The 22,841-nt window shown below is 69.2% G+C and carries 19 protein-coding genes; 10 read left to right on the top strand and 9 right to left on the bottom strand.

What is annotated here, in order from left to right; genetic code table 11:
- Nucleotides 1-76: 76 nt before the first annotated feature.
- Nucleotides 77-556, top strand: coding sequence for a hypothetical protein (locus tag WG902_RS04375; protein WP_340058708.1), 480 nt, complete (start codon nucleotides 77-79; stop codon nucleotides 554-556).
- Nucleotides 557-577: 21 nt separating this feature from the next.
- Here WG902_RS04375 and WG902_RS04370 read toward each other — a convergent pair whose 3' ends face one another.
- The 3 genes from WG902_RS04370 to WG902_RS04360 form a co-directional block, all read right to left on the bottom strand.
- Nucleotides 578-2,797: a PhoX family protein gene (locus tag WG902_RS04370; RefSeq protein ID WP_340058707.1), complete on the bottom strand. Its 2,220-nt coding sequence runs from the start codon at nucleotides 2,795-2,797 to the stop codon at nucleotides 578-580.
- Between the two features lie 91 nt (nucleotides 2,798-2,888).
- On the bottom strand, nucleotides 2,889-3,557 hold the full coding sequence (locus tag WG902_RS04365) for an MIP/aquaporin family protein (protein WP_340058706.1): 669 nt from the start codon (nucleotides 3,555-3,557) through the stop codon (nucleotides 2,889-2,891).
- Nucleotides 3,554-4,054: an arsenate reductase ArsC gene (locus WG902_RS04360; protein WP_340058705.1), complete on the bottom strand. Its 501-nt coding sequence runs from the start codon at nucleotides 4,052-4,054 to the stop codon at nucleotides 3,554-3,556. Before WG902_RS04360 ends, WG902_RS04365 begins: the two co-directional genes overlap by 4 nt.
- Before the next feature lie 116 nt (nucleotides 4,055-4,170).
- On the opposite strand from WG902_RS04360, the gene pstS reads away from it, so the two are divergent.
- Genes pstS through phoR form a run of 7 tightly spaced genes read left to right on the top strand, consistent with a single transcriptional unit; the run spans nucleotide 4,171 to nucleotide 10,671 of the window.
- Nucleotides 4,171-5,205, top strand: coding sequence for a phosphate ABC transporter substrate-binding protein PstS (gene pstS, locus WG902_RS04355; RefSeq protein WP_340058704.1), 1,035 nt, complete (start codon nucleotides 4,171-4,173; stop codon nucleotides 5,203-5,205).
- A gap of 28 nt (nucleotides 5,206-5,233) precedes the next feature.
- The gene (gene pstC, locus WG902_RS04350; RefSeq protein ID WP_340058703.1) at nucleotides 5,234-6,199 is read left to right on the top strand and encodes a phosphate ABC transporter permease subunit PstC; all 966 of its coding nucleotides are present in this window, start codon (nucleotides 5,234-5,236) and stop codon (nucleotides 6,197-6,199) included.
- Nucleotides 6,196-7,080, top strand: a complete 885-nt coding sequence (pstA, locus tag WG902_RS04345) for a phosphate ABC transporter permease PstA (protein WP_340058702.1) — start codon at nucleotides 6,196-6,198, stop codon at nucleotides 7,078-7,080. The genes pstC and pstA overlap by 4 nt, the downstream gene beginning before the upstream one ends.
- Before the next feature lie 5 nt (nucleotides 7,081-7,085).
- Nucleotides 7,086-7,868, top strand: coding sequence for a phosphate ABC transporter ATP-binding protein PstB (pstB, locus tag WG902_RS04340; protein WP_340058701.1), 783 nt, complete (start codon nucleotides 7,086-7,088; stop codon nucleotides 7,866-7,868).
- A gap of 14 nt (nucleotides 7,869-7,882) precedes the next feature.
- Nucleotides 7,883-8,587, top strand: coding sequence for a phosphate signaling complex protein PhoU (gene phoU, locus WG902_RS04335; RefSeq protein ID WP_340058700.1), 705 nt, complete (start codon nucleotides 7,883-7,885; stop codon nucleotides 8,585-8,587).
- Nucleotides 8,588-8,591: 4 nt separating this feature from the next.
- Nucleotides 8,592-9,302, top strand: a complete 711-nt coding sequence (gene phoB / locus WG902_RS04330) for a phosphate regulon transcriptional regulator PhoB (RefSeq protein WP_340058699.1) — start codon at nucleotides 8,592-8,594, stop codon at nucleotides 9,300-9,302.
- Between the two features lie 7 nt (nucleotides 9,303-9,309).
- Complete coding sequence (gene phoR, locus WG902_RS04325; RefSeq protein WP_340058698.1) at nucleotides 9,310-10,671, top strand: phosphate regulon sensor histidine kinase PhoR; 1,362 nt, start codon at nucleotides 9,310-9,312, stop codon at nucleotides 10,669-10,671.
- Here phoR and WG902_RS04320 read toward each other — a convergent pair.
- The 5 genes from WG902_RS04320 to trxA form a co-directional block, all read right to left on the bottom strand.
- Nucleotides 10,619-11,962, bottom strand: coding sequence for an MATE family efflux transporter (locus WG902_RS04320; protein WP_340058696.1), 1,344 nt, complete (start codon nucleotides 11,960-11,962; stop codon nucleotides 10,619-10,621). The two genes, phoR and WG902_RS04320, sit on opposite strands and share 53 nt — an antisense overlap.
- Entirely contained in the window at nucleotides 11,959-13,644 is a 1,686-nt protein-coding gene (locus WG902_RS04315; protein WP_340058695.1) for a hypothetical protein, read from the bottom strand. Before WG902_RS04315 ends, WG902_RS04320 begins: the two co-directional genes overlap by 4 nt.
- 78 nt (nucleotides 13,645-13,722) lie before the next feature.
- The gene (locus WG902_RS04310; protein WP_332824658.1) at nucleotides 13,723-13,980 is read right to left on the bottom strand and encodes a type B 50S ribosomal protein L31; all 258 of its coding nucleotides are present in this window, start codon (nucleotides 13,978-13,980) and stop codon (nucleotides 13,723-13,725) included.
- Nucleotides 13,981-14,219: 239 nt separating this feature from the next.
- Nucleotides 14,220-15,491, bottom strand: a complete 1,272-nt coding sequence (gene rho, locus WG902_RS04305; RefSeq protein ID WP_340058694.1) for a transcription termination factor Rho — start codon at nucleotides 15,489-15,491, stop codon at nucleotides 14,220-14,222.
- A gap of 295 nt (nucleotides 15,492-15,786) precedes the next feature.
- Nucleotides 15,787-16,119: a thioredoxin TrxA gene (gene trxA, locus WG902_RS04300; protein WP_340058693.1), complete on the bottom strand. Its 333-nt coding sequence runs from the start codon at nucleotides 16,117-16,119 to the stop codon at nucleotides 15,787-15,789.
- A gap of 155 nt (nucleotides 16,120-16,274) precedes the next feature.
- Here trxA and WG902_RS04295 point away from each other — a divergent pair, with 155 nt between their 5' ends.
- Complete coding sequence (locus WG902_RS04295; protein ID WP_340058692.1) at nucleotides 16,275-18,746, top strand: PD-(D/E)XK nuclease family protein; 2,472 nt, start codon at nucleotides 16,275-16,277, stop codon at nucleotides 18,744-18,746.
- 10 nt (nucleotides 18,747-18,756) lie between these two features.
- Complete coding sequence (locus WG902_RS04290; RefSeq protein ID WP_445263665.1) at nucleotides 18,757-21,987, top strand: UvrD-helicase domain-containing protein; 3,231 nt, start codon at nucleotides 18,757-18,759, stop codon at nucleotides 21,985-21,987.
- A 15-nt stretch (nucleotides 21,988-22,002) separates the two neighbouring features.
- Here the strand turns inward: WG902_RS04290 and WG902_RS04285 are convergent, their stop codons facing one another.
- Nucleotides 22,003-22,659, bottom strand: a complete 657-nt coding sequence (locus WG902_RS04285; protein WP_340058690.1) for a hypothetical protein — start codon at nucleotides 22,657-22,659, stop codon at nucleotides 22,003-22,005.
- Nucleotides 22,660-22,841: the final 182 nt, after the last annotated feature.

Here is a 22,841-nt window from a genome sequence, read left to right as displayed (position 1 = left end):
GACGGCTCGTCGCGCAACGACCACAGAAGGAAAACGGCACTGTGCATGGGCTACGGTAAACGTCTAAATTGGGCCCATGAGCTACCCGATCCGCTGTGTCAAGAAGGCTTTCACGGCCGGCCTGGTGCTGGCCGCTGCAGCTGCCGTGCACGCGCAGCCGGTCTCCGCGAATTACGACCTGACGGTGCCATCGTTGTTGTCGGCGCCGGAGTTCACGCCGGAGCACCCGCTGTTCGAGCTGGGCCCGGTGCGCCTGGCGGGGGCGCGTTCCAGCGACGGCAACGGCCTGTCGCTGGAAGCGGGCCGCTCCTGGTTCGCCCGCGTCGGGGTCGGCCGCAGCCTGGACAGCGAGGTGCTCAGCCTCGGCGGCGGCTTTCGCTTCCGCGCGGGTGACGCCCTGTCCATGCACGTCACGCGCCAGCTCGGCCAGGAGCGCCTGGGGCTGGCGGTGCGCTACGACTGGACCCGTTCCTACCTGCGCGTCTCCTACGACACGCCGGACCGCACCATCGGGCTGCCGGACCGGTTGCGCTTCTCGGCGGGCGTGCGTTTCTGACGCTCCTGGCCGCCGCGCGCTTCACAGGTCGTTCAGGACCTGGTCGCCGTCCACCCCGATGCGGCCACCGTCGTCGCGGGTGATGACGATCGTCGCCGACCTCGGTCGGGCGGTCGCGCCGCCCGCACCGTAGCCGGCGTTGCCCGGCCAGTGGCTGAGGTCGCTCGCCGGATCGGTCGAGGCCCCGCGGCGGATGCCCTTGCCGGGGTGCTGGATGTTCACAAAGAGGGCACGGCCGTCGGGGGTTTCGCAGGTGCCGGTGATCTCGCAACCCACCGGGCCGACCAGGAAGCGGCGCAAGGTGTCAGGCGTCGGGATGGCGCCCACGTGGGTCTGTACTCTGACCGTGCTGCCGTCGGCCTTGGTGTACTGCAGCACCTCCGGCGCCCCGTCTCCCACCTGGCCGGGCCGCCCGAGCAGCATCATGCAGTTGGTGACGTCCTCGTACGCGCCGTCATCGGTCCGGATGAACAGGGTGCCGGTCTTGGGGCTGAACCACAGCCCGTCGGGGCTGGAGAAATCCTGGTCCGCCGTCAGGCGGGACAGGTTCACCTTGCCGGCGTCGGCGCCCGACTCCGCGCCGAACAGGTAGATGTCCCAGGTGAAGACGGTGGCAGCGCCATCGCCACCCGATTCCTTCAGGCGAACGATATGGCCATTGACGTTGCCTGGCGAGGTCGCCGCGGTCGGTGCGTCGGTGTAGGACCGCGGGTTCGCCGAGTCCACTGCCATTTGCGTCGAACCGACGGGTGTCACCTTGCGGTTGTTGTTGTGCGTGAGGGTGTAGTAGATCTCGCCGCTGACCGGGTGCACGGCACACCACTCCGGCCGGTCCATCTTCGTCGCGCCCACCGCGTCGGCGGCCAGGCGTGCGTTGACCAGCACGTCGGCCTGGTCGGCGAAGCGGTACGCGGCGTAACCGGCGATCGCCGCATTGGCGATGGACAGTTCGATCCAGCGACCCGAGCCATCCTCGTCGAACTGCGCCACGAACAGCTTGCCCGCGTCCAGGTACCTGTCGCCGGTGGTCAGGCGGTTTGCCGGCGTTGCGTCGTCGGCCCTCCAGCCGGCCTCGGAGACGAACTTGTAGATGTACTCGCCGCGCGAGTCGTCGCCCATGTAGACCGCCAGCGGACGTCCGGCAACCGGGATGCCGAAGGCGGCGCTCTCGTGCGCGAAGCGGCCCAGCGCAGTGCGCTTGCGCAGTGCCTGGGTGCCGTCGTACGGGTCGGCCTCCACGATCCAGCCGAAGGTGTTGAGCTCGTTGCGGTAGTCATCGGTGCCGTCGGCACTGGCGCCGGTCTGGCTGATGTTCCAGCGCGCGAAGCGGTCGCCGGCACCCGCCGTCTCCCACCCGTGGCGGCTGGTCGAGCCTTGCGTGCATCCATAGCGGTTCAGGGACACCACGCTGTTCGCCGTGGATCCGCCGCGCGGTGTGTTGTCGGTGGCCGAGCGCGCGAAGTAGCCGGCCCAGTTTTCCTCGCCCGTGAGGAAGGTGCCCCAGGGCGTGGTGCCCGTGCCGCAGTTGTTGATGGTGCCGCGGCAGTCGGTGCCGGCAGCGGAGAACTTCGTCTTCATCAGCGCCGATCCGCGCGCCGGACCGTGGATGCGCATGGGTGTGAGCGGCGTCACCCGGCGGTTGTAATCGGACGTGCGGACGTATTCGAAGCCGCGGCCTCTCTGGCGCACTTCCACGAAGGACAGGCCGACCGCGGGGATTTCCTTGTCGGCTTCGGCCACGGGTCGGGGGTTCGGCGTGGCGCCCGCAGGATGCAGGAACTGGTCGTTGAAAGCCTCGTGGTTCACCGCCAGGATGCCGCGCGTCGAACCGGAGCGGTCGGGGCGCGTGCCGCCAGGGTCCAGGCCGTAGAACTCCATGCCGTCGTGGTGGTCGCCGGCTCGCATCTCGAAGCCGGTGTCGCTGCCGTCGTTGCGGAACTCCGGCGTGGCGTCGTCCAGCGGATCACCCTTCGCATAAAGCACCTCGGCGGTGTAGCCGGCAGGGACGGTCACGCGGTCGGCGGTGTTCTTGGCCACCGCCTCGAAGCTCAATCGCAGCGAACGGTCGGACGCGGGTGCGTCGTCGGCCGCCGCGACGCCGCCGCCTCCGCAGGCGGTCAGCACGGCGGCGCCGGCGGTGCCCAGGCCGACGCGCATGGCGTTGCGGCGCGAAAGGCGTGCATCGAGCACGTCCAGCAGGGAGCGGTTGGCGCTGGTGTTGCAGTTCTCGTCGTCGATCATGTCGTCTTCCCGGTGAGTCGAAAGAGCGCAGCGGAGGAACGGCGGATTCGTAGCGATGGCAAGTGCCTGGCGACGGCGTGGCACGACGCGGCTAGTCGTCCGTCCTCCGGTCGCCCAGGCATCGTGCGAGCCAGTAGCCGGCGGCCGCCCCCACGCACTGCGCCAGAACGAAGCCGGGCGCGCTTTCGGGTGCGATGCCCGCGAAGGAATCGCTGGCCATCCGCCCCAGCACCGCCGCGGGATTGGCAAAGGCGGTGCTGGCCGTGAACCAGTAGGCCGCCCCAATGTAGCAGGCCACCAGGGCCGAGCCCTTGCCTGCGGGCGCCCTCAGGATGACGAGCAGCAGGCCGGCCGTGGCGACGACCTCGGCGAGCCATTGCGCCGGCCCGGCGCGCACTTTCGTGCTGGCCTGCAGCACGTCCAGCCCGAACATCGCGTGCGCGAGCCACGCACCCGCCACAGCGCCGAGCAGCTGCGCCAGGATGAACACCGGCACCAGCACGCGGCGGCGCACTTGCGCGGTCGGCTGCCGTACGGCGAGCACGATCGTGACCACCGGATTGAAGTGCGCGCCACTCACCGGCCCGAGCGTTTCGATCAGCACGAACAGCGCGAACACCGTCGCCAGCGTGTTGGCGAGCAGGGCGATCGCGTCGTTGCCGCCCGCCAGGCGTTCCCCCATGATTCCGGAGCCGATCACCGCCGCCAGAAGGCCGGCGGTCCCCAGGAATTCGGCGCAGGCGGCCCGGCCCAGTTTCATCGGGAGGCCAGTTCTCGCGCGGCACTCTGCAGATTCGCGCGCTCCAGCCGGTCCGGCGGCAGGGCCAGCATGGCCTGGAGACGCTGCCGGATCGCGTCCAGGGTGCGCCGAAAGGCCTCCAGGCGGTCTTCCTCGGTGCCAGCCTGCCCGGACGGATCCGCATACCCCCAGTGCGCGGTGGCAGGGCCACCCGGCCAATAAGGGCAGGGCTCACCGGCAGCGTTGTCGCACACGGTGATCACCAGGTCCATGCGCGGCGCGCCTGCAGCAGCGAACTCGTCCCAGCTCTTGCTGCGCAGCCCGTCGGTCGGAACGCCGGCCATTCGCAGCACGCGCAGCGCCAGCGGATTCGGGTGCTGGTTCTCGCGCGGCGAACTGCCGGCCGAGAACGCGATGAACCTGCCGCCCGCGAGGTGGTTCAGCAAAGCCTCGGCCAGGATGCTGCGCGCCGAGTTGTGCGTGCAGAGGAAAAGGATGCGCAGGGGCTGGTGTTCCATGGGGCATCCGATTCTGCGCTCCGCGCATGACGGATGCATGACAGGGATGTCACGCGGCTGTCACGAAGGCCGCCTAGAGTCCTCCGCAAGATGTCTTCAACCCCCCAGAGGAACGCATGAACTTTCCCCTCCGCACCACCGCGGCATTCGCTGCCTTCGCCTTCGCGGGCATCGCCGCCGCCCAGGACGTCACGGGCGCCGGCGCCACCTTCCCGGCGCCGTTGTACGCCAAGTGGGCCTCCGACTACAACAAGGCCACCGGCGTGCGGATCAACTACCAGTCGGTCGGCTCCGGCGCGGGCATCCGCCAGATCGACGCCAGGACGGTGGCGTTCGGAGCGACCGACATGCCGCTCCAGGATGACGAACTCGCGAAGAAGGGTCAGATCCAGTTTCCCGTGGTGATCGGCGGGGTGGTCCCGGTGGTCAACATCAAGGGCATCGCCCCCGGCCAGCTGCGCCTGAACGGCCAGGTCCTCGGTGACATCTACCTGGGCAAGATCACGCACTGGAACGACGCCGCGCTGAAGGCACTGAACCCGTCGCTGGCGCTGCCCGACGCGGCCATCGCGCCGGTGCGGCGCGCCGATGGCTCCGGCACCAGCTTCCTATTCACCAACTATCTGTCCAAGGTGAACGCGGACTGGAAGGCCAAGGTGGGCGAAGGCACCGCCGTCAACTGGCCCACCGGCGCCGGCGGCAAGGGCAACGAGGGCGTCGCCGCTTTCGTGGGCCGCCTGCCCAACTCCATCGGCTACGTCGAGTACGCGTACGTCAAGCAGAACAAGATGACGTACACACTGATGCAGAACGCCGCCGGCCAGTTCGTGGCGCCGGAAGACACCGCCTTCAAGGCCGCCGCCGCGGGCGCCGAGTGGTCGAAGAGCTTCTACCAGATCCTGACCCACCAGCCGGGCGCGCAGTCCTGGCCGCTGACGGGCGCCACTTTCATCCTGATGCACAAGGTGCAGGACAAGCCCGCCGAGGCCGCTGCCGCGTTGAAGTTCTTCGACTGGGCCTACAAGAACGGCGACAAGACCGCCGACGACCTGGACTACGTGCCGATGCCGGCCGCGGTGAAGACGCAGGTCGAGAAGCTGTGGACGACCGAGTTGAAGGATGGCTCGGGCAAGACGGTTGTTTTCAAGTAAGCCTTTGCGCACGCTCTCGCCGACCCGCATGAGCCTGTCGCCCGCCCGGGGCCGATTCAACATCGGTCCGGTGCTGGACAGGCTGTTCGGCTTGCTGGCCCGCATGGCGGCGCTGCTCACCCTGGCGCTGCTGATCGGCATCCTGGTTTCCTTGTTCATCGGCGCCAAGCCGGCGATGGACAAGTACGGCTTCGGCTTCCTGACCAACAGCGTGTGGGACCCGGTGGCCGGCGAATTCGGTGGCGCGGCGATGATCATCGGCACGCTGGCCACTTCGATCATCGCACTGGTGATTGCGGTGCCGGTCAGTTTCGGCATCGCAGTCTTCCTGACCGAACTGTCGCCGACCTGGTTGAAGCGACCCCTCGGCACCGCGATCGAATTGCTGGCTGCCGTGCCATCGATCGTCTATGGCATGTGGGGCCTGCTCGTCTTCGGCCCGATGCTGGCCACCTTCGTGCAGCAACCGCTGCAGGCGTTGTTCGTCAACGTGCCGCTGCTCGGGCCGCTGTTCGCCGGTCCGCCGGTGGGCATCGGCATCCTGGCGGCCGGAATCATCCTGGCGATCATGATCATTCCCTTCATCGCCGCCGTGATGCGCGACGTGTTCGACGTCACGCCGCCGATGCTCAAGGAGTCGGCCTATGCGCTCGGCTCCACCACCTGGGAAGTCGTCTACAAGGTGGTGCTGCCCTATACCAAGGGCGGCGTGATCGGCGGCATCATGCTCGGCCTGGGCCGTGCGCTGGGCGAAACCATGGCCGTGACCTTCGTCATCGGCAACTTCAACCAGCTCGACACCTTCAGCCTGTTCGCCCCGGCGAACAGCATCACGTCGGCGCTGGCCAACGAGTTCGCCGAGGCGGCCGAAGGCCTGCACCAGGCGGCGCTGATCTACCTGGGGCTGGTGCTGTTCTTCATCACCTTCGTGGTGCTGTCGCTGTCCAAGGTGCTGCTGGCGCGCCTGCGCCGTGCCGAGGGGACCGTGACATGAGAACCGCTGAGCGCTTGATTCGCGCGGCCGACTCGGCCGAGGCGCGGGAACTGCGCTACATGGCGCGTAAGCGCACCAATCGCGTGGCGCTGGCCCTGTCGCTGGCGGCCATGGCGTTCGGGGTCTTCTGGCTGATCTGGATCCTGTGGGAAACGGTGCGCCTGGGCTTTGCCGGTCTCACCTGGGCCACGCTCAGCCAGATGACGCCGCCGCCGAACGAGACCGGTGGATTGTTGAATGCGATGTGGGGCTCGCTGATGATGGTGCTGCTGGCCACCTTCATCGGCACGCCGGTCGGCGTCATGGCCGGCATCTACCTGGCCGAGTACGACGCCAAGGGGTGGCTGGGCAACACGACCCGCTTCGTCAACGACATCCTGCTGTCCGCGCCGTCGATCGTGATCGGGCTGTTCGTCTACGCGGTGGTGGTTGCCCGGTTCAAGCAATTTTCGGGCTGGGCCGGCGTCATCGCGCTGGCGCTGATCGTCATTCCGATCGTGATCCGCACGACGGAGAACATGCTGCTGCTGGTGCCTTCGGCGCTGCGCGAGGCGGCCTACGCGCTGGGCGCGCCCAAGTGGCAGGTGATCCTGAAGATCACGCTGCGGGCCGCCCGCGCCGGCGTCGTCACCGGCGTGCTGCTGGCGGTCGCGCGCATCGCGGGCGAGACGGCGCCGCTGCTGTTCACCGCGCTGAACAACCAGTTCTTCACTTCCAGCCTGGCCGAGCCGACGGCCAGCCTGCCGGTCACCATCTTCAAGTTCGCCATGAGCCCTTACGAGAACTGGCAACAGCTCGCGTGGGCGGGCGTCTTCATCATCACCATGGCCGTGCTCGGCCTGAACATCGTGGCGCGCATCGTCACCCGCGCGCGGATCTGAACCCCATGGACGCAACAATGGCTCCCGATCGCGTGCGCGCCAAGCTGGCCGTGCGCAACCTGAACTTCTACTACGGCAAGTTCCACGCGTTGAAGTCCATCAACCTGGACATCCCGGAGAACAAGGTCACGGCCTTCATCGGCCCTTCCGGCTGCGGCAAGTCGACGCTGCTGCGCTGCTTCAACCGGATGTACGAGCTCTATCCCGACCAGCGGGCGGAGGGTGAGATCGTGCTGGACGGCGTGAACCTGCTGAAGTCGAAGCAGGACGTCGCGCTGATCCGCGCCAAGATCGGCATGGTGTTCCAGAAGCCGACGCCGTTCCCCATGTCCATCCACGACAACATCGCCTTCGGCGTGCGCTTGTTCGAAACGGTCGGCGACGCCGACATGGACGACCGCGTCGAATGGGCGCTGCGCAAGGCGGCGCTGTGGGACGAGGTCAAGGACAAGCTGCGCCAGAGCGGCTCCGGCCTGTCCGGCGGCCAGCAGCAGCGGCTGTGCATCGCCCGCGGCATCGCCATCAAGCCGGAGGTGCTGCTGCTGGATGAACCCTGCTCGGCGCTCGACCCCATCTCCACCGGCAAGATCGAGGAGCTGATCATCGAGCTGAAGAAGGATTACACCGTGGTGATCGTCACGCACAACATGCAGCAGGCGGCGCGCGTGTCCGACTACACGGCCTACATGTACCTGGGCGACCTGGTGGAAGTGGGCGACACGGAGCAGATCTTCTTCAAGCCCAAGCGCCAGGAGACCGAGGACTACATCACCGGCCGCTTCGGCTGAACGGGAGCACCCACATGGCGGACAAGCACCTCTCCACGCAGTTCGACAGCGAGCTGAATTCCCTCTCCTCGCGCGTCATGGAAATGGGCGGGCTGGTCGAGTCCCAGATCCGGCAGGCGACCTATGCCATCGGCGCGTTCAACGCGGACGTCGCCCGCCAGGTGATCGAGACGGAGGACCGCGTCAACCAGATGGAAGTCGAGATCGACCGCGAACTGTCGTCGGTGATCGCCCGCCGCCAGCCGACCGCACGTGACCTGCGCCTGCTGATGGCCATCTCCAAGACCACCGCCAACCTGGAACGCGTGGGCGACGAGGCGCGCCGGATCGCCCGCATGGTACTGTCCATCGTGGACAAGGGCGGCGCCGTGCGCGCGCTGCCGGCCAGCGAGCTGCAGGTGGCCGCGGACCTGGCGTCGGCGCAGCTGCGCAAGGTTCTGGACGCCTTTGCCCGCCTGGACACGGCGGCGGCGCTGGCGATCATGAAGGGGGACCACCTCCTGGACAAGGAGTTCGACGGCTTCGTGCGCAAGCTGATCACGTACATGATGGAGGACCCTCGCACCATCTCGAGCAGCCTGGACCTGCTGTTCGTGGCCAAGGCGATCGAGCGCATCGGCGACCACGCCACCAACATCGCGGAGTTCATCATCTACGTGGTCAAGGGAGCCGACGTGCGTCACAGCTCCATGGAGCACATCGAATCCACACTGAAGTAGCGCAATGAGGACCCAGCCCCGCATCCTGATCGTGGAAGACGAGCCGGCCATCGCCGAACTCATCTCCGTCAACCTGCGCCACAACGGCCTGGCGCCGACGTGGGCGGAGGACGGCGATGCCGCACAGCGCGAGATCGACGCGGTGCTGCCGGACGCCATCCTGCTGGACTGGATGCTGCCCGGCCAGAGCGGCCTGGACCTGGCGCGCCGCTGGCGCAGCGACGCGCGCACCCGGTCCGTCCCCATCCTGATGCTCACCGCGCGTGGGGACGAGCCGGACAAGGTGGCCGGGCTCGACGCCGGCGCCGACGACTACATCACCAAGCCTTTTTCCACGCAGGAACTGCTGGCGCGCATCCGCGCCGTACTGCGCCGGCGCGCGCCGGAGAAGACCGACGAAACCATCACGCTCGGCGGCATCGTGCTGGATGGCGCGGCCCATCGCGTGACCTGGCAGGGCCGGCCGGTGAAGGTCGGTCCTACCGAGTTCAAGCTGCTGCGCTTCCTGCTGAGGCACCCCGAACGTGTCCACAGCCGCCAGCAATTGCTGGACAAGGTGTGGGGCGACCACGTGTTCCTGGAAGAACGGACCGTCGACGTGCACGTGAAGCGGCTGCGCGAGTCCCTCGGCGGCGGCGGGGCCTTGGTGGAGACGGTGCGCGGCGCGGGCTATCGCATCACCGCGCAGCCGGCCGGCGGGCGCGAAGCGGCATGATGGCGGGATGACCGCACGCCTGTCGCTCTTTGTCCTGCTGCTCGCAGGCGGCGCGATGGCGGGATGGTTGCTGCATGGGGCTGTGGGGGCCCTGCTCGGAGTGAGCGCAGCAGCGGTGCTGTGGTTCACCATCGAGAGCTACCAGGCCACCCGCGTACTGCGCTGGTTGCGCGCGGGTCAGCTGCGCGGCGCGCCCAATGCGGGCGGCTGGTGGGGCGAAGCGGCCCACCGCATGCGCCGCTCGCTGGCGCTGCGCGAGGAGCAGAAGGAGGACGCCGAGCGCCGGCTGGAGGCCTTCCTCGATGCCATCCGCACCTCGCCGAACGGCGTCGTGCTGCTCGACCCGCAGGGCCGCATCGAATGGTGCAACCAGACCGCGGCCGGGCACTTCGGGCTCGATCCGGCGCGCGACCTGCAGCAGCACGTGGTGCACCTGTTGCGCGATCCGGCCTTCAGCGTTTTCTATCACGCGGGAAGCTACGCCCACGATGTCGTCATCCCCGCGCCCGGCAGCACGGCTGCCAGCCAGCGCAAGCTGTCGCTGCACCTGCACCCGTATGGGGAAGGGCGCCTGCTGCTGCTGTCCCGCGACGTCACGGCGGTGGAGCAGGCCGAGGTGATGCGGCGCGACTTCGTCGCCAACGTCTCGCACGAGATCCGCACGCCGCTGACGGTGTTGAGCGGATTCGTCGAAACCCTGCAATCCCTGGAACTGCCCAAGCAAGAGCGGGATCGCTACCTGCACATGATGGCGCAGCAGGCGCAGCGCATGCAGACCCTCGTAAGCGACCTGCTCACGCTGTCGCGGCTGGAGGGCAGCCCGCTGCCGGGGCAGGGCGAGTGGACCCCGGCCGCGGCGTTCCTCTCGCAATGCGAACAGGAGGCGCGTTCGCTGGCCGGCGCGCTCGGCAAGGACCTGGACATTCACGTCGATGCGGCGCCGCCGGTGGCGCTGGGTGGCTCGCCCAGCGAGCTGCAAAGCGCGTTCTCCAACCTGGTCACCAATGCCGTGCGCTACACGCCCACCGGCGGCAGCATCCAGGCGTCCCTGCGCGCCGGCGATGCCGGCCGCTGGGAGCTCTCCGTGCGAGACACGGGGCCCGGCATTCCCGCGGAACACCTGCCGCGGCTGACCGAACGCTTCTACCGCGTCGACCGCAGCCGCTCGCGCGAAACCGGGGGCACCGGCCTCGGCCTGGCGATCGTCAAGCACGTGGTGCAAAGGCACGGCGGCGAGCTCAAGCTGGAGAGCACCCCCGGCGTGGGGTCCACGTTCACCATCGTCCTGCCGTCCGCGCGCGTGCGGCCATTGGACGCTACGCCGGCCGATACCGCCGCACGGCCCGCCAGAGAATCAACGGCAGGATGACGGCCAGCAGCGCCAGCGCGAAACTGCTGGCGATCCAGAAGGCGGCCGGGCTCTGCTGCGCGGCCCACGGGCCGATGCCGCGGTAGGCGAGGTGGTAGCCGCCGACGACACCCACGCCCCAGAGCAGCAAGCAATACGCCAGCAGCGGCGCCACCGCCACGCGGTAGCAGCGCAGCACGAACACGCACAGCGCCTGCACTGCGTCGCCCAGGTGGTAGGCGGCCAGCCAGCCCAGCAGCCCGGTGGCGAGTGCGGCGACTTCGCGGTCGGCCGAGTAGATGGCGGCGATGCCGTCGCGCGCGACCAGCACGGCGCCGGACAGCACCAGGGCCATGGACAGGCCCATGCGAAAGCCGGTGCGGATGGCCGCGCGCGCCCGCCGCGGGTCGCCGGCGCCGAGCCAGAAGCTCACGCGCGCGCTGGTGGCGATGGCGATGGACAGCGGCACCATGTACATCACCGCGGCGAGGTTCGACGCCACCTGGTGCGCGGCCGCCGACAGCGTGCCCTGGCGTGCGATGAACAGCGCCATCAGCGTGAAGGAGGTGACCTCCACCATGATCGCCAGTCCCCCCGGGACGCCCAGCCGCGCGAACTGCCCGATGGTGGGCCAGTGCGGGCGCTCCAGCGCGCGCCAGATCGCGTAGGGGCGATAGAGCGGATCGGTGCGCAGCAACCAGGTCGCCATGCCCAGGAACAGCCAGTTCACCATCACGGTGGCCCAGGCGCAGCCCACGGCGCCCATCGCGGGCAGCCCGGCGCCGCCGAAGACGAACCAGATCGTCAACGGCACCTTGACCACCAGCGACGCCAGTTGCAGCCAGGTCACCAGCTGCGGCTTGCCCAGGCTCTGGTTCAGCGTGCTGTACAGCCGGAACAGCAGCGCCGGGGGCAGGGCCAGCGCGAGCACGCCCAGGTACTGGCGCACGTCGTCCTGCAAGGCCTCGGGCACCTGGGTGGCGTGCAGCAGCGCGTTGGGGAACAGCAGGCCGAACACGCCGGCGACGGCCGCCAGCACGGCCAGGTAGACCGCCTGCCGCACCGAGCGGCCGACGTCCTGGTGCCGGCCGGCGCCATGCAGCTCCGCCCACGTGGGCAGCAGCGCCTGCAGCACCCCCATCAGCGCCACGAACACGGTGATGTACACGGCGGAGCCGACCGACAGCGCGGCCAGGGCCTGCTGCGAATAGCGGCCGGCCACGATGGTGTCGGTCACGCCGAACGCCATGGTGGCCAGTTGGCCGGCCAGCACGGTGCCCGCGTGGCGCGCGATGATGCCGCGTTCGCTCAACTTCTGCGGTACAGCAGCAGGTTGTCGCGCTTGTCTGTGGGCCGCGGAATCTTGGCCACCAGTCTCCAGCGGCGCGCGTCGAACGCCAGCGACACCGAACTCTGCAGGTCCTCCGCGGCCACCAGCCAGGGGCAGGTGCCGGGCGTGGCGGCCATGCGAAGGTCCATCTCGCCGTGGAAGCGCAGGGCGGCGATCTGCGCGCGCGTCAGGCCGAACACCTCCACGCACCCGGCCGCGTCCATGCGTTGCTTGAGCACCTGCACCACCGGCGCATAGCTGCGCGCGTAGTCCAGCGCCGGCAACCACAGGGTCATGATCAACAGCCAGCCCAGCGCCGCGCCGGCGGCCGGCAGCACCATGCTTTTCCAGATCGCATGGCGGCTGCGCTTGGTCCGCCAGCGCACGAGCGAGATCCAGGCGATGGTGGCCACCAGCGCCACGACGAAGGGGAGCAGGGAGAAGCTGGGCGAGAAGCCGGGCGCCAGCTTGACGACGTTGGCCGCGGGCTTGGCCGGCACGCCGGTCTGCAGCGAGATCCAGATCACCCAGATCACCAGTGCGCAGCCGCTGAAGAACAGCAGCGTGAACCAGTCGATCAGCGCCGAGGCGCTGCGCTGGAAGGTCGGCAATGCGAAGGCGGCCAGCGCGGCGAGCGGCGGCAGGCTCAGCAGCAGCGCGCGGTCGGAATTGGGTGACAGGATCGCGGTGCCCAGCGACACGAGGGCGAACCACAGCGGCAACGCCACGTGCCGGTGCCCGAGCTGGCGGCGCCAGCGCCACACCGTCCACAGGGCCAGCGGCCAGGCCGGCCAGGTGAACCAGACCAGCAGGCGCGCCACCGACCGCCATTCACGCGGCGAGTCGAAGGCGGTGGGCGTCAGCCGCCATTGCCACATGTCCAGCGACAGGGCCACCACCGCGGCCAGCAGGGCCAGCGCCACCACGATGGCGGTGCCGCGGCTGCCTCGCAGGTCGCTGGCGCCGTCGTCCGGCGCGTCCGTCGTGTGCAGCACGGCGCCGCCCATCGCGAAGAGGGCCGCCATCGCGGGTGCGCCGCTGAGGCCCAGGCCCACCAGGCCCGCGGCGATGGCCACGATCGGCCCTGCCAGCCGGTAGGGCAGGGCCGCCATTCCATAGAAGGTGAGGGCGGTGAATCCGAGCTGGGCGAGGGCGGGCGTGGTCTCGTGCGAGAGCTGCGCCAGCCCCAGGCAGGCAATCAGCGCCAGCAGGGCGCCGTCGGCGATGGCCCGGGCGTAGTCGGTCGGCAGCGCCTCGCCGCCGAAGGCGAAGGGCACCGGCTGCGCCCGCGGCGTGCGCGCCAGGTAGTACGCGCCGTACCAGGTGGCCAGCAGCGTGAGCACCAGCAGCGCGATGAAGGGGATGCGGGCGGCGAAGTCGGGCGCCAGCCAGGCCGGGGCGAGGCGGATCGCCCAGGCCCCCAGCCAGTAAGGCAGCAGCGCATCGAATTCGGGGGGCTGGCCCAGCAACTCGGGCGCCAGCCACTCGGCCCGGCCATGGGCGAGTTCCAGCATGTAGCCCAGCGCCATGATGTCCGCGTTCTTCCATGGCTCCCGGCCGACGAAGCCGGGCAGCACGTACGCCGCGCAGAACAGCAGCAGGGCCAGCCGGGGGAGGCGGCGCACGGCGCTCTGGGCGACGATGGCGGGAGTGGGCTGGTTCACGCGCGCGAGTGTGTCACAGGGTCCGATGCCAAGAAAAAAGGCAGCGTAAAGCTGCCTTTTCCTGGGTGGGCCGCGGGCTTACTTGCCGGCGGTCTTGCCGAATTTCTTGAAGAACTTGTCGACCCGGCCGCCCATGTCGTTCACGGACTTCTGGGTGCCCGTGTAGAACGGGTGCGACTCGCTGGACGTGTCCAGCTTGAAGAGCGGCAGCTCGCGGCCGTCTTCCATGGTGATCTTGTCCCGCGCCGGCACGCAGGAACGCGTGACGAACTTGAAACCGTTCGAGAGGTCCTGGAAGCAGACGTCTCGGTAGTTGGGGTGAATGCCTTCTTTCATGGTGTCCTCGTCAGCTCCGGCAGCCGCGCCAGGACATCTGGCGTACTTTCCGGGAAAGCCTTGGATTATAGCGCGGGATGTACGGAGGAGCGCTCAGCGGCTAAAACCAACAACCGGACGCAGAAAACGCAAAAGTTACGCAGAGGACGCAGAAGGACTTCCAATTCAATTTGGTTCCCTTTGCGTCTTCTGCGTAACTTCTGCGCCTTCTGCGTCCGGTTGTTTGGTTTAGCGGTGGCTCACCCGCCCCTACGCATCATGTCGAAGAACTCCACGTTCGTCTTCGTGGCCTTCATCGACTTCAGGACCATTTCCATCGCTTCGATCTCGTCCATGTTGTACATGAACTGGCGCAGTATGCGGGTCTTCTGCAGGATCTCGGGAGCCAGCAGCAGCTCCTCGCGGCGCGTGCCCGAGCGATTGAGCTGGATCGAGGGGAACACGCGCTTTTCGTAAAGGCGGCGGTCCAGGTGCAGTTCGCAGTTGCCGGTGCCCTTGAACTCCTCGAAGATCACCTCGTCCATGCGCGAGCCGGTGTCGATCAGCGCGGTGGCGATGATGGTCAGCGAGCCGCCCTCTTCGACGTTGCGCGCCGCGCCCAGGAAGCGCTTGGGGCGCTGCAGCGCGTTGGAATCGACGCCGCCGGTCAGCACCTTGCCGGAGGACGGCACGACGTTGTTGTAAGCGCGGGCCAGGCGGGTGATCGAGTCCAGCAGGATCACCACGTCCTTCTTCAGTTCGACCAGGCGCTTGGCGCGCTCGATCACCATTTCGGCGACGTGCACGTGGCGGGCGGCCGGCTCGTCGAAGGTGGATGCGATCACTTCGGCCTTCACGGAACGCTGCATGTCCGTCACTTCTTCCGGACGCTCGTCGACGAGCAGGACCATCATGTGGACGTCCGGGTGGTTGGCGGCGATCGCGTGCGCGATGTGCTGCATCATCACCGTCTTGCCGCTCTTGGGCGGCGCCACGATCAGCGCGCGCTGGCCGCGGCCGATGGGAGCGATGATGTCGATGACGCGGCCGGTGACGTTCTCTTCGCTCTTGGCGCCGGCGCCGTCGCGTTCCAGCCGCATCTGTTCGCGCGGGAACAGCGGCGTCAGGTTCTCGAACATCACCTTGTGCTTGTTGTCCTCCGGCAGGCCGTCGTTGACCTTGTCCAGCTTGGTCAGCGCGAAGTAACGCTCGCCGTCCTTGGGCGTGCGGACCTCGCCTTCGATCATGTCGCCGGTGTGCAGGTTGAAGCGGCGCACCTGGCTGGGCGAGATGTAGATGTCGTCCGTGCTCGCCGTATAGCTGGTGTCCGGGCTGCGCAGGAAGCCGAAACCGTCCGGCAGGATCTCCAGGACGCCATCGGCGAAGACCTGTTCGCCGGCGCGGGCGCGCTTCTTGATGATGGCGAACATCAGCTCCTGCTTGCGCATGCGGCCGGTGTTCTCGATCTCGAGCTCTTCGGCCTGCTTGAGGACTTCCGAGACGTGCAGCGCCTTGAGTTCGTTCAGGTGCATGGAGTGACCCCTTTGGGGTGTTCTGAGGATCTTGGGGGAGGTTCTGTGCCGGGCGAGAGCTGCCCTGCGAACCGGATCTCGATCTGCCCGCCTGTGTGGGCGGATCAGTGATGGGGCGGATTATGCAGCAAAAAGAGCTGGTGAGGTACGCCGGGTCAAAACCAACAACCGGACGCAGAAGGCGCAGAAGTTACGCAGAAGGCGCAAAAAGGAAACCCAAACCTGAATTGGGAGTCCTTCTGCGATTTCTGCGTAACTTCTGCGCCTTCTGCGTCCGGTTGCTCGGGGTTGGTCTTCAGGCCAGCTGCTGGTCGATGAAGGCGGTGAGCTGCGCCTTGCTCATCGCGCCCACCTTGGTGGCGGCGAGTTGGCCGTCCTTGAACAGCATCAGGGTCGGGATGCCGCGGATGCCGAACTTCGCCGGGATGTCGCGGTTTTCGTCCACGTTCATCTTGGCGATCTGCAGCCTGTCCTTGTAGCTCTGGGAGACTTCGTCGAGGATCGGGGCGATCATCTTGCACGGCCCGCACCATTCGGCCCAGTAGTCCACGAGGACCGGCTTGTCGGCCTTCAGGACGTCGGATTCGAACGAAGAGTCGGAGATGTGCTTGATCAGGTCGCTGGCCATGGGTTCCTCTCGTGAAGCGGGGTCCGTCCCGCCTACAGCTACAGTCAGGGCATTGTGACAGAAACCAAGACCCCCCGCCGGGTACGGGGCCGCAGTGCAATGCTATGGATGCGATAGCAACAACCCATCCATTCGCGCGGCGTTGGCAGGAGCTCATGCGCGACCTGCAGGCCGCCATCGCGGTGCGCGGCGCGCATCCGGCGCGCACCGTGGTCCTGCTTCCCTATGCGCAACTGATGCCCGTGGCGCGGCGTTTCTGGGCGCTCGCGCAGCCGTCCGGATTCGCGCCGCGTTTCGAAACTTCGATGAACTGGGCGCGCCGCCATCCCTGGGAGCCGGGCGAGCTGGACCTTTCATTCGACATCGGGCGGGACCTGCTGACCGCGCGCGGCTGGCTGGAGCAGGGCGGATTGCGCGCGCAGGCCGACGTCCTGGCCGGCTCGCTGGTGGACGCCGCGTGGCAGGCGGCGCACGCGGCGCGCGCGGTGCCTGCGGCGCAACGCGCCGCGTGGGCCGCCCGGCTGCGGCCGCAACTGCTGCAGGGGATGGAGGCGCCCGCCCTGGCCACCGAAGCGGCCATCGCCCGCATCGCCTTCGAGTGGGTGGCTGCGTCGACGTATGCCACCGATGCCTTGCTCGATGGCACGCTCACGCGCGACCTCGACCTCCTGGTCGTGTTGCAGGGTTTCCAGGAAGAGCCGGTGCCGCGCGCCTTGCGCGAGCAACTCGGCGAGCGCGCCCTGGCGTGGCCGCTGGCGGCGCAGGCCGACCCCGGCGTCATCGCGCTGCATCCGGCCACCGACGCTGCCGAAGAAGCGGAGCGCGCCGCGGCCAGCGTGTGGCGGCGGCTTGCGCAAGGTGAAGTGCCGGTGGCGCTGGCCGCCACCGACCGCGTGCTGACGCGGCGCATCGGCGCGCTGCTGTTCACCCGCGGCGTGCGCGTGCACGATGAAACGGGATGGACACTTTCGACGACGCTGGCGGCGGCGCGCGTGATGGGTGCGTTGCGTGCCTGCGCGTGGGACGCCACCAGCGATTCGGTGATCGACTGGCTCAAGAGCGTGCCCGCCCTGGGCAGCGGCACCGTGCAGTCGCTGGAGCGGCGCGTGCGGCGCAGCGGCCAGCGCGAATGGCGCCAGCTGCGCGATGGCGACTGGGCCGGGTCCGAGGCGGTGCAGGGTGCCGCGGCGCGGGTGGCGGGCTGGCGCGAGTCCATGCAGCCCGCGCGCGGCCTGCTGCAGTGGCTGGCCGCGCTGCGGCAGTTGCTGCGCGATGCCGGCCAATGGGAGGCGCTGCGCGGCGATTCCGCCGGCAGCAAGATCCTGTCGGCGCTGCGGCTCGACGAGGCGGCCGGCGACGAATGGTCGGCGTGGTCGCACGGGCAGCGGCGCATGGGCTTGCGCGACTTCACGTCGTGGGCCAACGAGGTGCTGGAAAGCGCCAGCTTCGTGCCGCCGCACACCGGCGAGGAACAGGTGGTGGTGCTGCCGATGAGCCAGTTGCTCGGACATCCGTTCGCATCGCTGGTCATGCCTGGCTGCGACGAGCGCAATCTGCCGGCGTCGCCGGAGCCCGCGGCGGGGTGGACGCAGGCGCAGCGCCGCCTGCTGGGCCTGCCCTTGCGGCAGGACCTGGAGGAAGTGCAGCGCGCGGCGTGGCGTTGCGCGTTGCAGGCTCCCCAGGTGGACGTGTTCTGGCGCGCCAGCGACGACACCGGCGAGGCCACGCTGGCCAGTCCGCTGGTGCAGGCACTGGCGCTGGACGGTGTGGGCGCGCCGGGCGCGGACGCCCGCGAGGCGCGCGACGAGCACGCGCAATCCGTGCTGCCCCCGATGGTGGAGGCCGCTGCGCTGGTGCCCACGACATTGTCCGCCAGCAGCTACGAGGACCTGCGGCGCTGCCCCTATCGCTTTTTCGCGATGCGCATGCTGGGCCTGAAGGAAGCCGAGGAGATCGACGCCGAAGCGGACAAGCGGGATTTCGGCAACTGGCTGCATGGCGTCTTCAAGGTCTTCCACGAGGCGCTGCGCGAACGAGGCGCGATGTCCCGGCCAGAGCGCGCGGCCTTGCTCGACACCATCGCGCGCGACGGCATGGCTGCGCAGAGGCTGGGCGAAGGCGAGTTCCTGCCGTTCGCATCCACCTGGCCTGCCGTGCGCACGGGCTACCTGGAGTGGCTGGAGAAGCACGAGGGCACCGGGATGGCGTTCGTCGAAGGCGAGGCCGAACACAGCGTGCAGCTTGGCGGCCTGACGCTGGCGGGCCGGATCGACCGCGTCGACCGCGGCTCCGACGGCCTGCTGGTCATGGACTACAAGACCGAAGGGTTGCCCTCCACCAAGGACCGCATGAAGGCGCCGCTGGAAGACACGCAACTGGCGTTCTATGCCTTGCTCCTCCCCGGCGAGGCACTGCAGGCCGCCTACCTCAACGTCGGCGAGCGCGGCAAGGTGGAGGCCGTGAGGCACCCGGAACTCGCGCCGGCTGCGCACCTCCTGAAAGAGGGCATCGAGGCGGAGCTGCGGCGCATCGGGCAAGGTGCACCGCTGTCTGCCCTGGGCGAGGGCCGGGCCTGCGAGTTCTGCAACGCGCGCGGGCTGTGCCGCAGGGATGGCTGGAGTGACTGAGGCCGCCGGGATGCCGGTGCGGCCGGCCTATGAACACAACGGCCACACCATTGGCCGCGAACAGTTCTATGCGGTGGCCTGCGACCCGCGGCGACACGTCGCCGTCGAGGCCTGCGCGGGCGCCGGCAAGACCTGGATGCTGGTGTCGCGCATCACGCGCGCGCTGTTGGCGGGGGCCGAGCCGCACGAGATCCTGGCCATCACCTTCACGCGCAAGGCCGCCGGCGAGATGCGCAAGCGGCTGGCGCAGTGGCTCGAACAGTGGAGCCGGGCGAGCGACGAAGAGCTGTCGGGCGAGCTGGCGGCGCGCGGGTTGCCCGAGGCCGATGCCGCGACGCGCGCGGCCCTGCGCGGCCTTTATGCCCGCCTGCTGCGGTCGGGCCGCCCGGTGCAGATCCGCACCTTCCACAGCTGGTTCGCGGCGCTGTTGCGCGGCGCGCCGGTCGCGGTCCTGCAGTCGCTGGGGCTGCCCACCCGCTTCGAGCTGCTCGAAGACGACAAGGAAGCCGTCTTGCGCGTCTGGCGGCGCTTCCACGCGGGCGTGGAGGGCGATGCCGCGGCGCGGGCCGACTACGAAGCTTCGGTCGCCGCCTTCGGCCGCTTCAACACCTTGAAGGCACTGGAGGCCGCCCTGGCCAAGCGCGTGGAGTTCGCGATGGCCGACGCCCATGGCGTGGTCGAAGACTCGGTGCGGCCGTTCGGCGAGCTGTTCGAGGAATTCGCCGGCCTCGAGCGGCCGGAGGCGGCGCTGCAGCTGCCCTGGGTGCGCGAGGCGCTCTTCGAGGCGGCCCGCACGCTCGGCCGCGCGTCCGCCCCCAGCTTCTCGGCCAAGGGCCGCGAACTGGAGGAGGCCGTCACGAACGGCGATTTCGCTCGCGTGGCATCGGCGCTGCTGACGGACAAGCAGGAAGGGCGCAAATTCAATGCAACGCTGGCCGGCACGGACGCGGTGCGCGGCGCGCAGGAGCTCGCGCAACGCCTGTGCCGCGCTGTCCACCAGCACGAGGCGCAACTGCACCACCTTCGCATGGCCCGCCTGGCGCGCCGGCTCCTGCAGGACTATGCGGCGCTGAAGCGCGAGCACGGTTGGGTGGACATGAGCGACGTCGAGCGGACCGCGCACGTGCTGCTGTCCGACAGCGTGCTCTCCGGCTGGGTGCAGGAGCAACTGGACCTGCGCCTGCGGCACCTGCTGATCGACGAGTTCCAGGACACGAATGCCCTGCAGTGGCAGGCGCTGCACGCGTGGCTCTCGAGTTATGCGGGTGCCGGCGGCGCCGCGCCGAGCGTGTTCCTCGTGGGCGACCCGAAGCAGAGCATCTACCGTTTCCGCCGCGCCGAGCCGATGGTGTTCCGGGCTGCCCAGGCCTTCATTGCGCAGGACCTGCACGGCGACCGCCTGAGCTGCGACCACACCCACCGCAATGCGCCCGCGGTGCTCGCGGCGGTCAACGCGGTGATGCTGGAGACCCAGCGCGAAGGCCTCTACAGCGACTTCCGTGCGCACAGCACGCAGTCCCGTGCGGCGGGCGCGGTGCTTGCGCTGCCACCGATCCAGCGCCCAGTGAAGGACGATGCCCCGCAGGACCACTGGGCGTGGCGCGACAGCCTGACCGTGCCCCGCGAGCTGCCGGAGGAACGGCTGGTCATGCTGGAATGCCGGCAGGCCGCCGCCTGGGTCGCGGCGCAGCTGCGCGCGGGCGCGCGCCCGCAGGACGTGATGGTGCTGGCCCGCAGGCGCGAACGACTGGCCGCGATGGAAGAGGAACTGCGCGTGCTGCACATCCCCGCGCAGCAGCCGGAAAAGACCGATCTGTGCGAAGCGCCGGAGGTGCAGGACCTCGCCGCGCTGCTGGACGTGCTGGTGTCGCCGGCGCACGACCTGTCGCTGGCGCGCACGCTGAAGTCGCCGCTGTTCGGCTGCAGCGATGACGCGCTGGTCGCACTGGCGCTGCGGGTGCGCGCGTCGGCGCAGGACGGCCCGCCGCGATCCTGGTTCGAATGCCTGCTGGCGGGCGCGGACCTGCCGGCGCCGCTGCCGGAGATCGCAGGCAGGCTGCGCGCCTGGCAGCAGCTGGCGCAGTCGCTGCCGCCGCACGATGCCTTGCAGGCGATCTACGACCAGGGCGACGTGCTGGCGCGGTTCGCGCGCAGCGCACCGGTGCCCATGCGCCCCGGCGTGCTGGCCAACCTGCAGGCGTTGCTGGGCGCGGCCCTGCAGGTGGAGGGCGGGCGCTACCTCACCCCTTACGCATTCGTGCGGGCGCTCAAGGCGGGCGGTATCCGCGGGCCGGCGGTGGCGGCGGAGGGCGTGGTGCGGTTGCTGACGGTGCACGGCGCCAAGGGGCTGGAAGCGCCGACCGTGCTGCTGCTGGACACCGACGGCCTGCCCAGCCGCCCCGAGAGCATGGGCGCGTTGTGCGAATGGCCGGGCGAGGCGCCGTCACCATGGCGCTTCGCCTTCCTGGCCAGCGAAACACGGCCGCCTGCCTGCAATGCGGAGGCGCTGGACATCGAGCACGCGGCCCGCGCAAGGGAGGAGCTGAATGCCTTGTACGTCGCCATGACGCGCGCCGAGCACCGGCTGGTGATTTCTTCCGTGGTGCCATCGTCCGCCCCCGGGGTGCCCACCTGGTGGCAGCGCCTGCTGCCTTGCGCCACGTTGCTGCCCGCCCCCGGGCCGGCCCAGCCCTTGGGCGAGGCCGGCGCCGCCGACATCTTCACCCTGCGCACGGTCCCCGGGGCGGCGGCGGCGACTTTGCTGGAATGGCTGCGTCCCGGGCCGGCGGAAGGCAGCGCCGTGTCGCGGCTGGGCGAAGCGATGCACCGGCTGCTGGAAACCGCGCCGGCCGGCGGCCGGCTGCGCCCGGCGCAGCTGCGCGAGGTGGAACGCACCTTCGGCCTGGATGGCGCAGCGGTGCAGCAGGCGGCGGCGATGGCGCAGCGCATCCTGCAGGGTGAGGGCGCGTGGGCCTGGGACGCCGGCCAGGTGGATTGGCAGGACAACGAAGTCGAGCTGCTCGCCGCTGGCGAGCTGCTGCGGCTGGACCGGCTGGTGCGGCGGCGCGACAGCGGCGAATGGTGGGTGCTCGACTACAAGTCCGCAGCCCACCCCGAGCGGCGGCCCGAGCTGCTGGAGCAGATGCGCCGCTACCGCGAGGCCGTCGCGGCGGCTTATCCCGGTGCCGCGGTGCGCAGCGCTTTCCTCACCGCGCAAGGCGCCCTGGTGGTCCAGCCTTGACGCGCCGCGGGTGGGTCAGAAGGCGGTGCGGTAGTAAACCATCGCGCCGCCGTTCTTGCGCTTGACCGAGATGCGGCCGCCGCTTTCCAGCTGCAGGCCGACGAAGCGGCTTTTCAGGTCCGCCATCAATCCCGCCTTGCTGGAGGATTCCGCCAGGTTCAGCTCCACCCTGGCCGCGTACAGCGGCTGCTGCTGCTGGCGCTGGATCAGGCTGTAGGCGTCCTGGTCCATCATCATGCGGCGCCAGGCCGTCACGTCGATCTGGTGCTGGCTGTTCAGGCGCTGGATCCAGCGCACGCCCAGGTCCACACTGGGCTGCGGCGGGTTCAGGCCATAGGAATGCACGCCGACGCGCGGAGTGCTCATGCCGATCACGGCGCCGATGCCGCTGGGGCCACCCGGGGGAAACAAGGAAACGTCCACCCGCGGCGCCTGGAAACCGTTGTCGTTCGCGTCCAGCCGCGGCAGGCTGCTGGCCTGCACCTTCAGCCGGGCGGGCTGCTGGTCCGTGCGCGCTTCGGCAATCAGCGTTTCGGCGGGGAGCTGGAGCGTTTCACCTGCGGCGAAGGCCGGACCGGCGAGACCGGCCAGCGCCAGCACCGCAGCGGGCAGCAGCGAAACACCATTCCAGCGATGTCCGGCATTCCTGCCGGAAGTAGCGGCCCTTCCCATGGCTCATCTCCCTTTGTTGCTGCGAACTTTAGGCGCGGCCATAAGGTAAGGTTTGTGGGAAGCCCAAGCGCGACCGTGTCAGCCGGCGCCGGTTCGTCATGCGGGCCGGATGACAGAAGCACGGGCTGCGGACGAAGTATGGTTGCGCAGCCGGCGAATGCAAGGCCGCAAGGCAAAGGCCC

It is taken from the genome of Ramlibacter sp. PS3R-8, from assembly GCF_037572435.1.
Classification (GTDB): domain Bacteria; phylum Pseudomonadota; class Gammaproteobacteria; order Burkholderiales; family Burkholderiaceae_C; genus Ramlibacter.
This window is presented reverse-complemented; position numbering and strand designations above follow the sequence as displayed.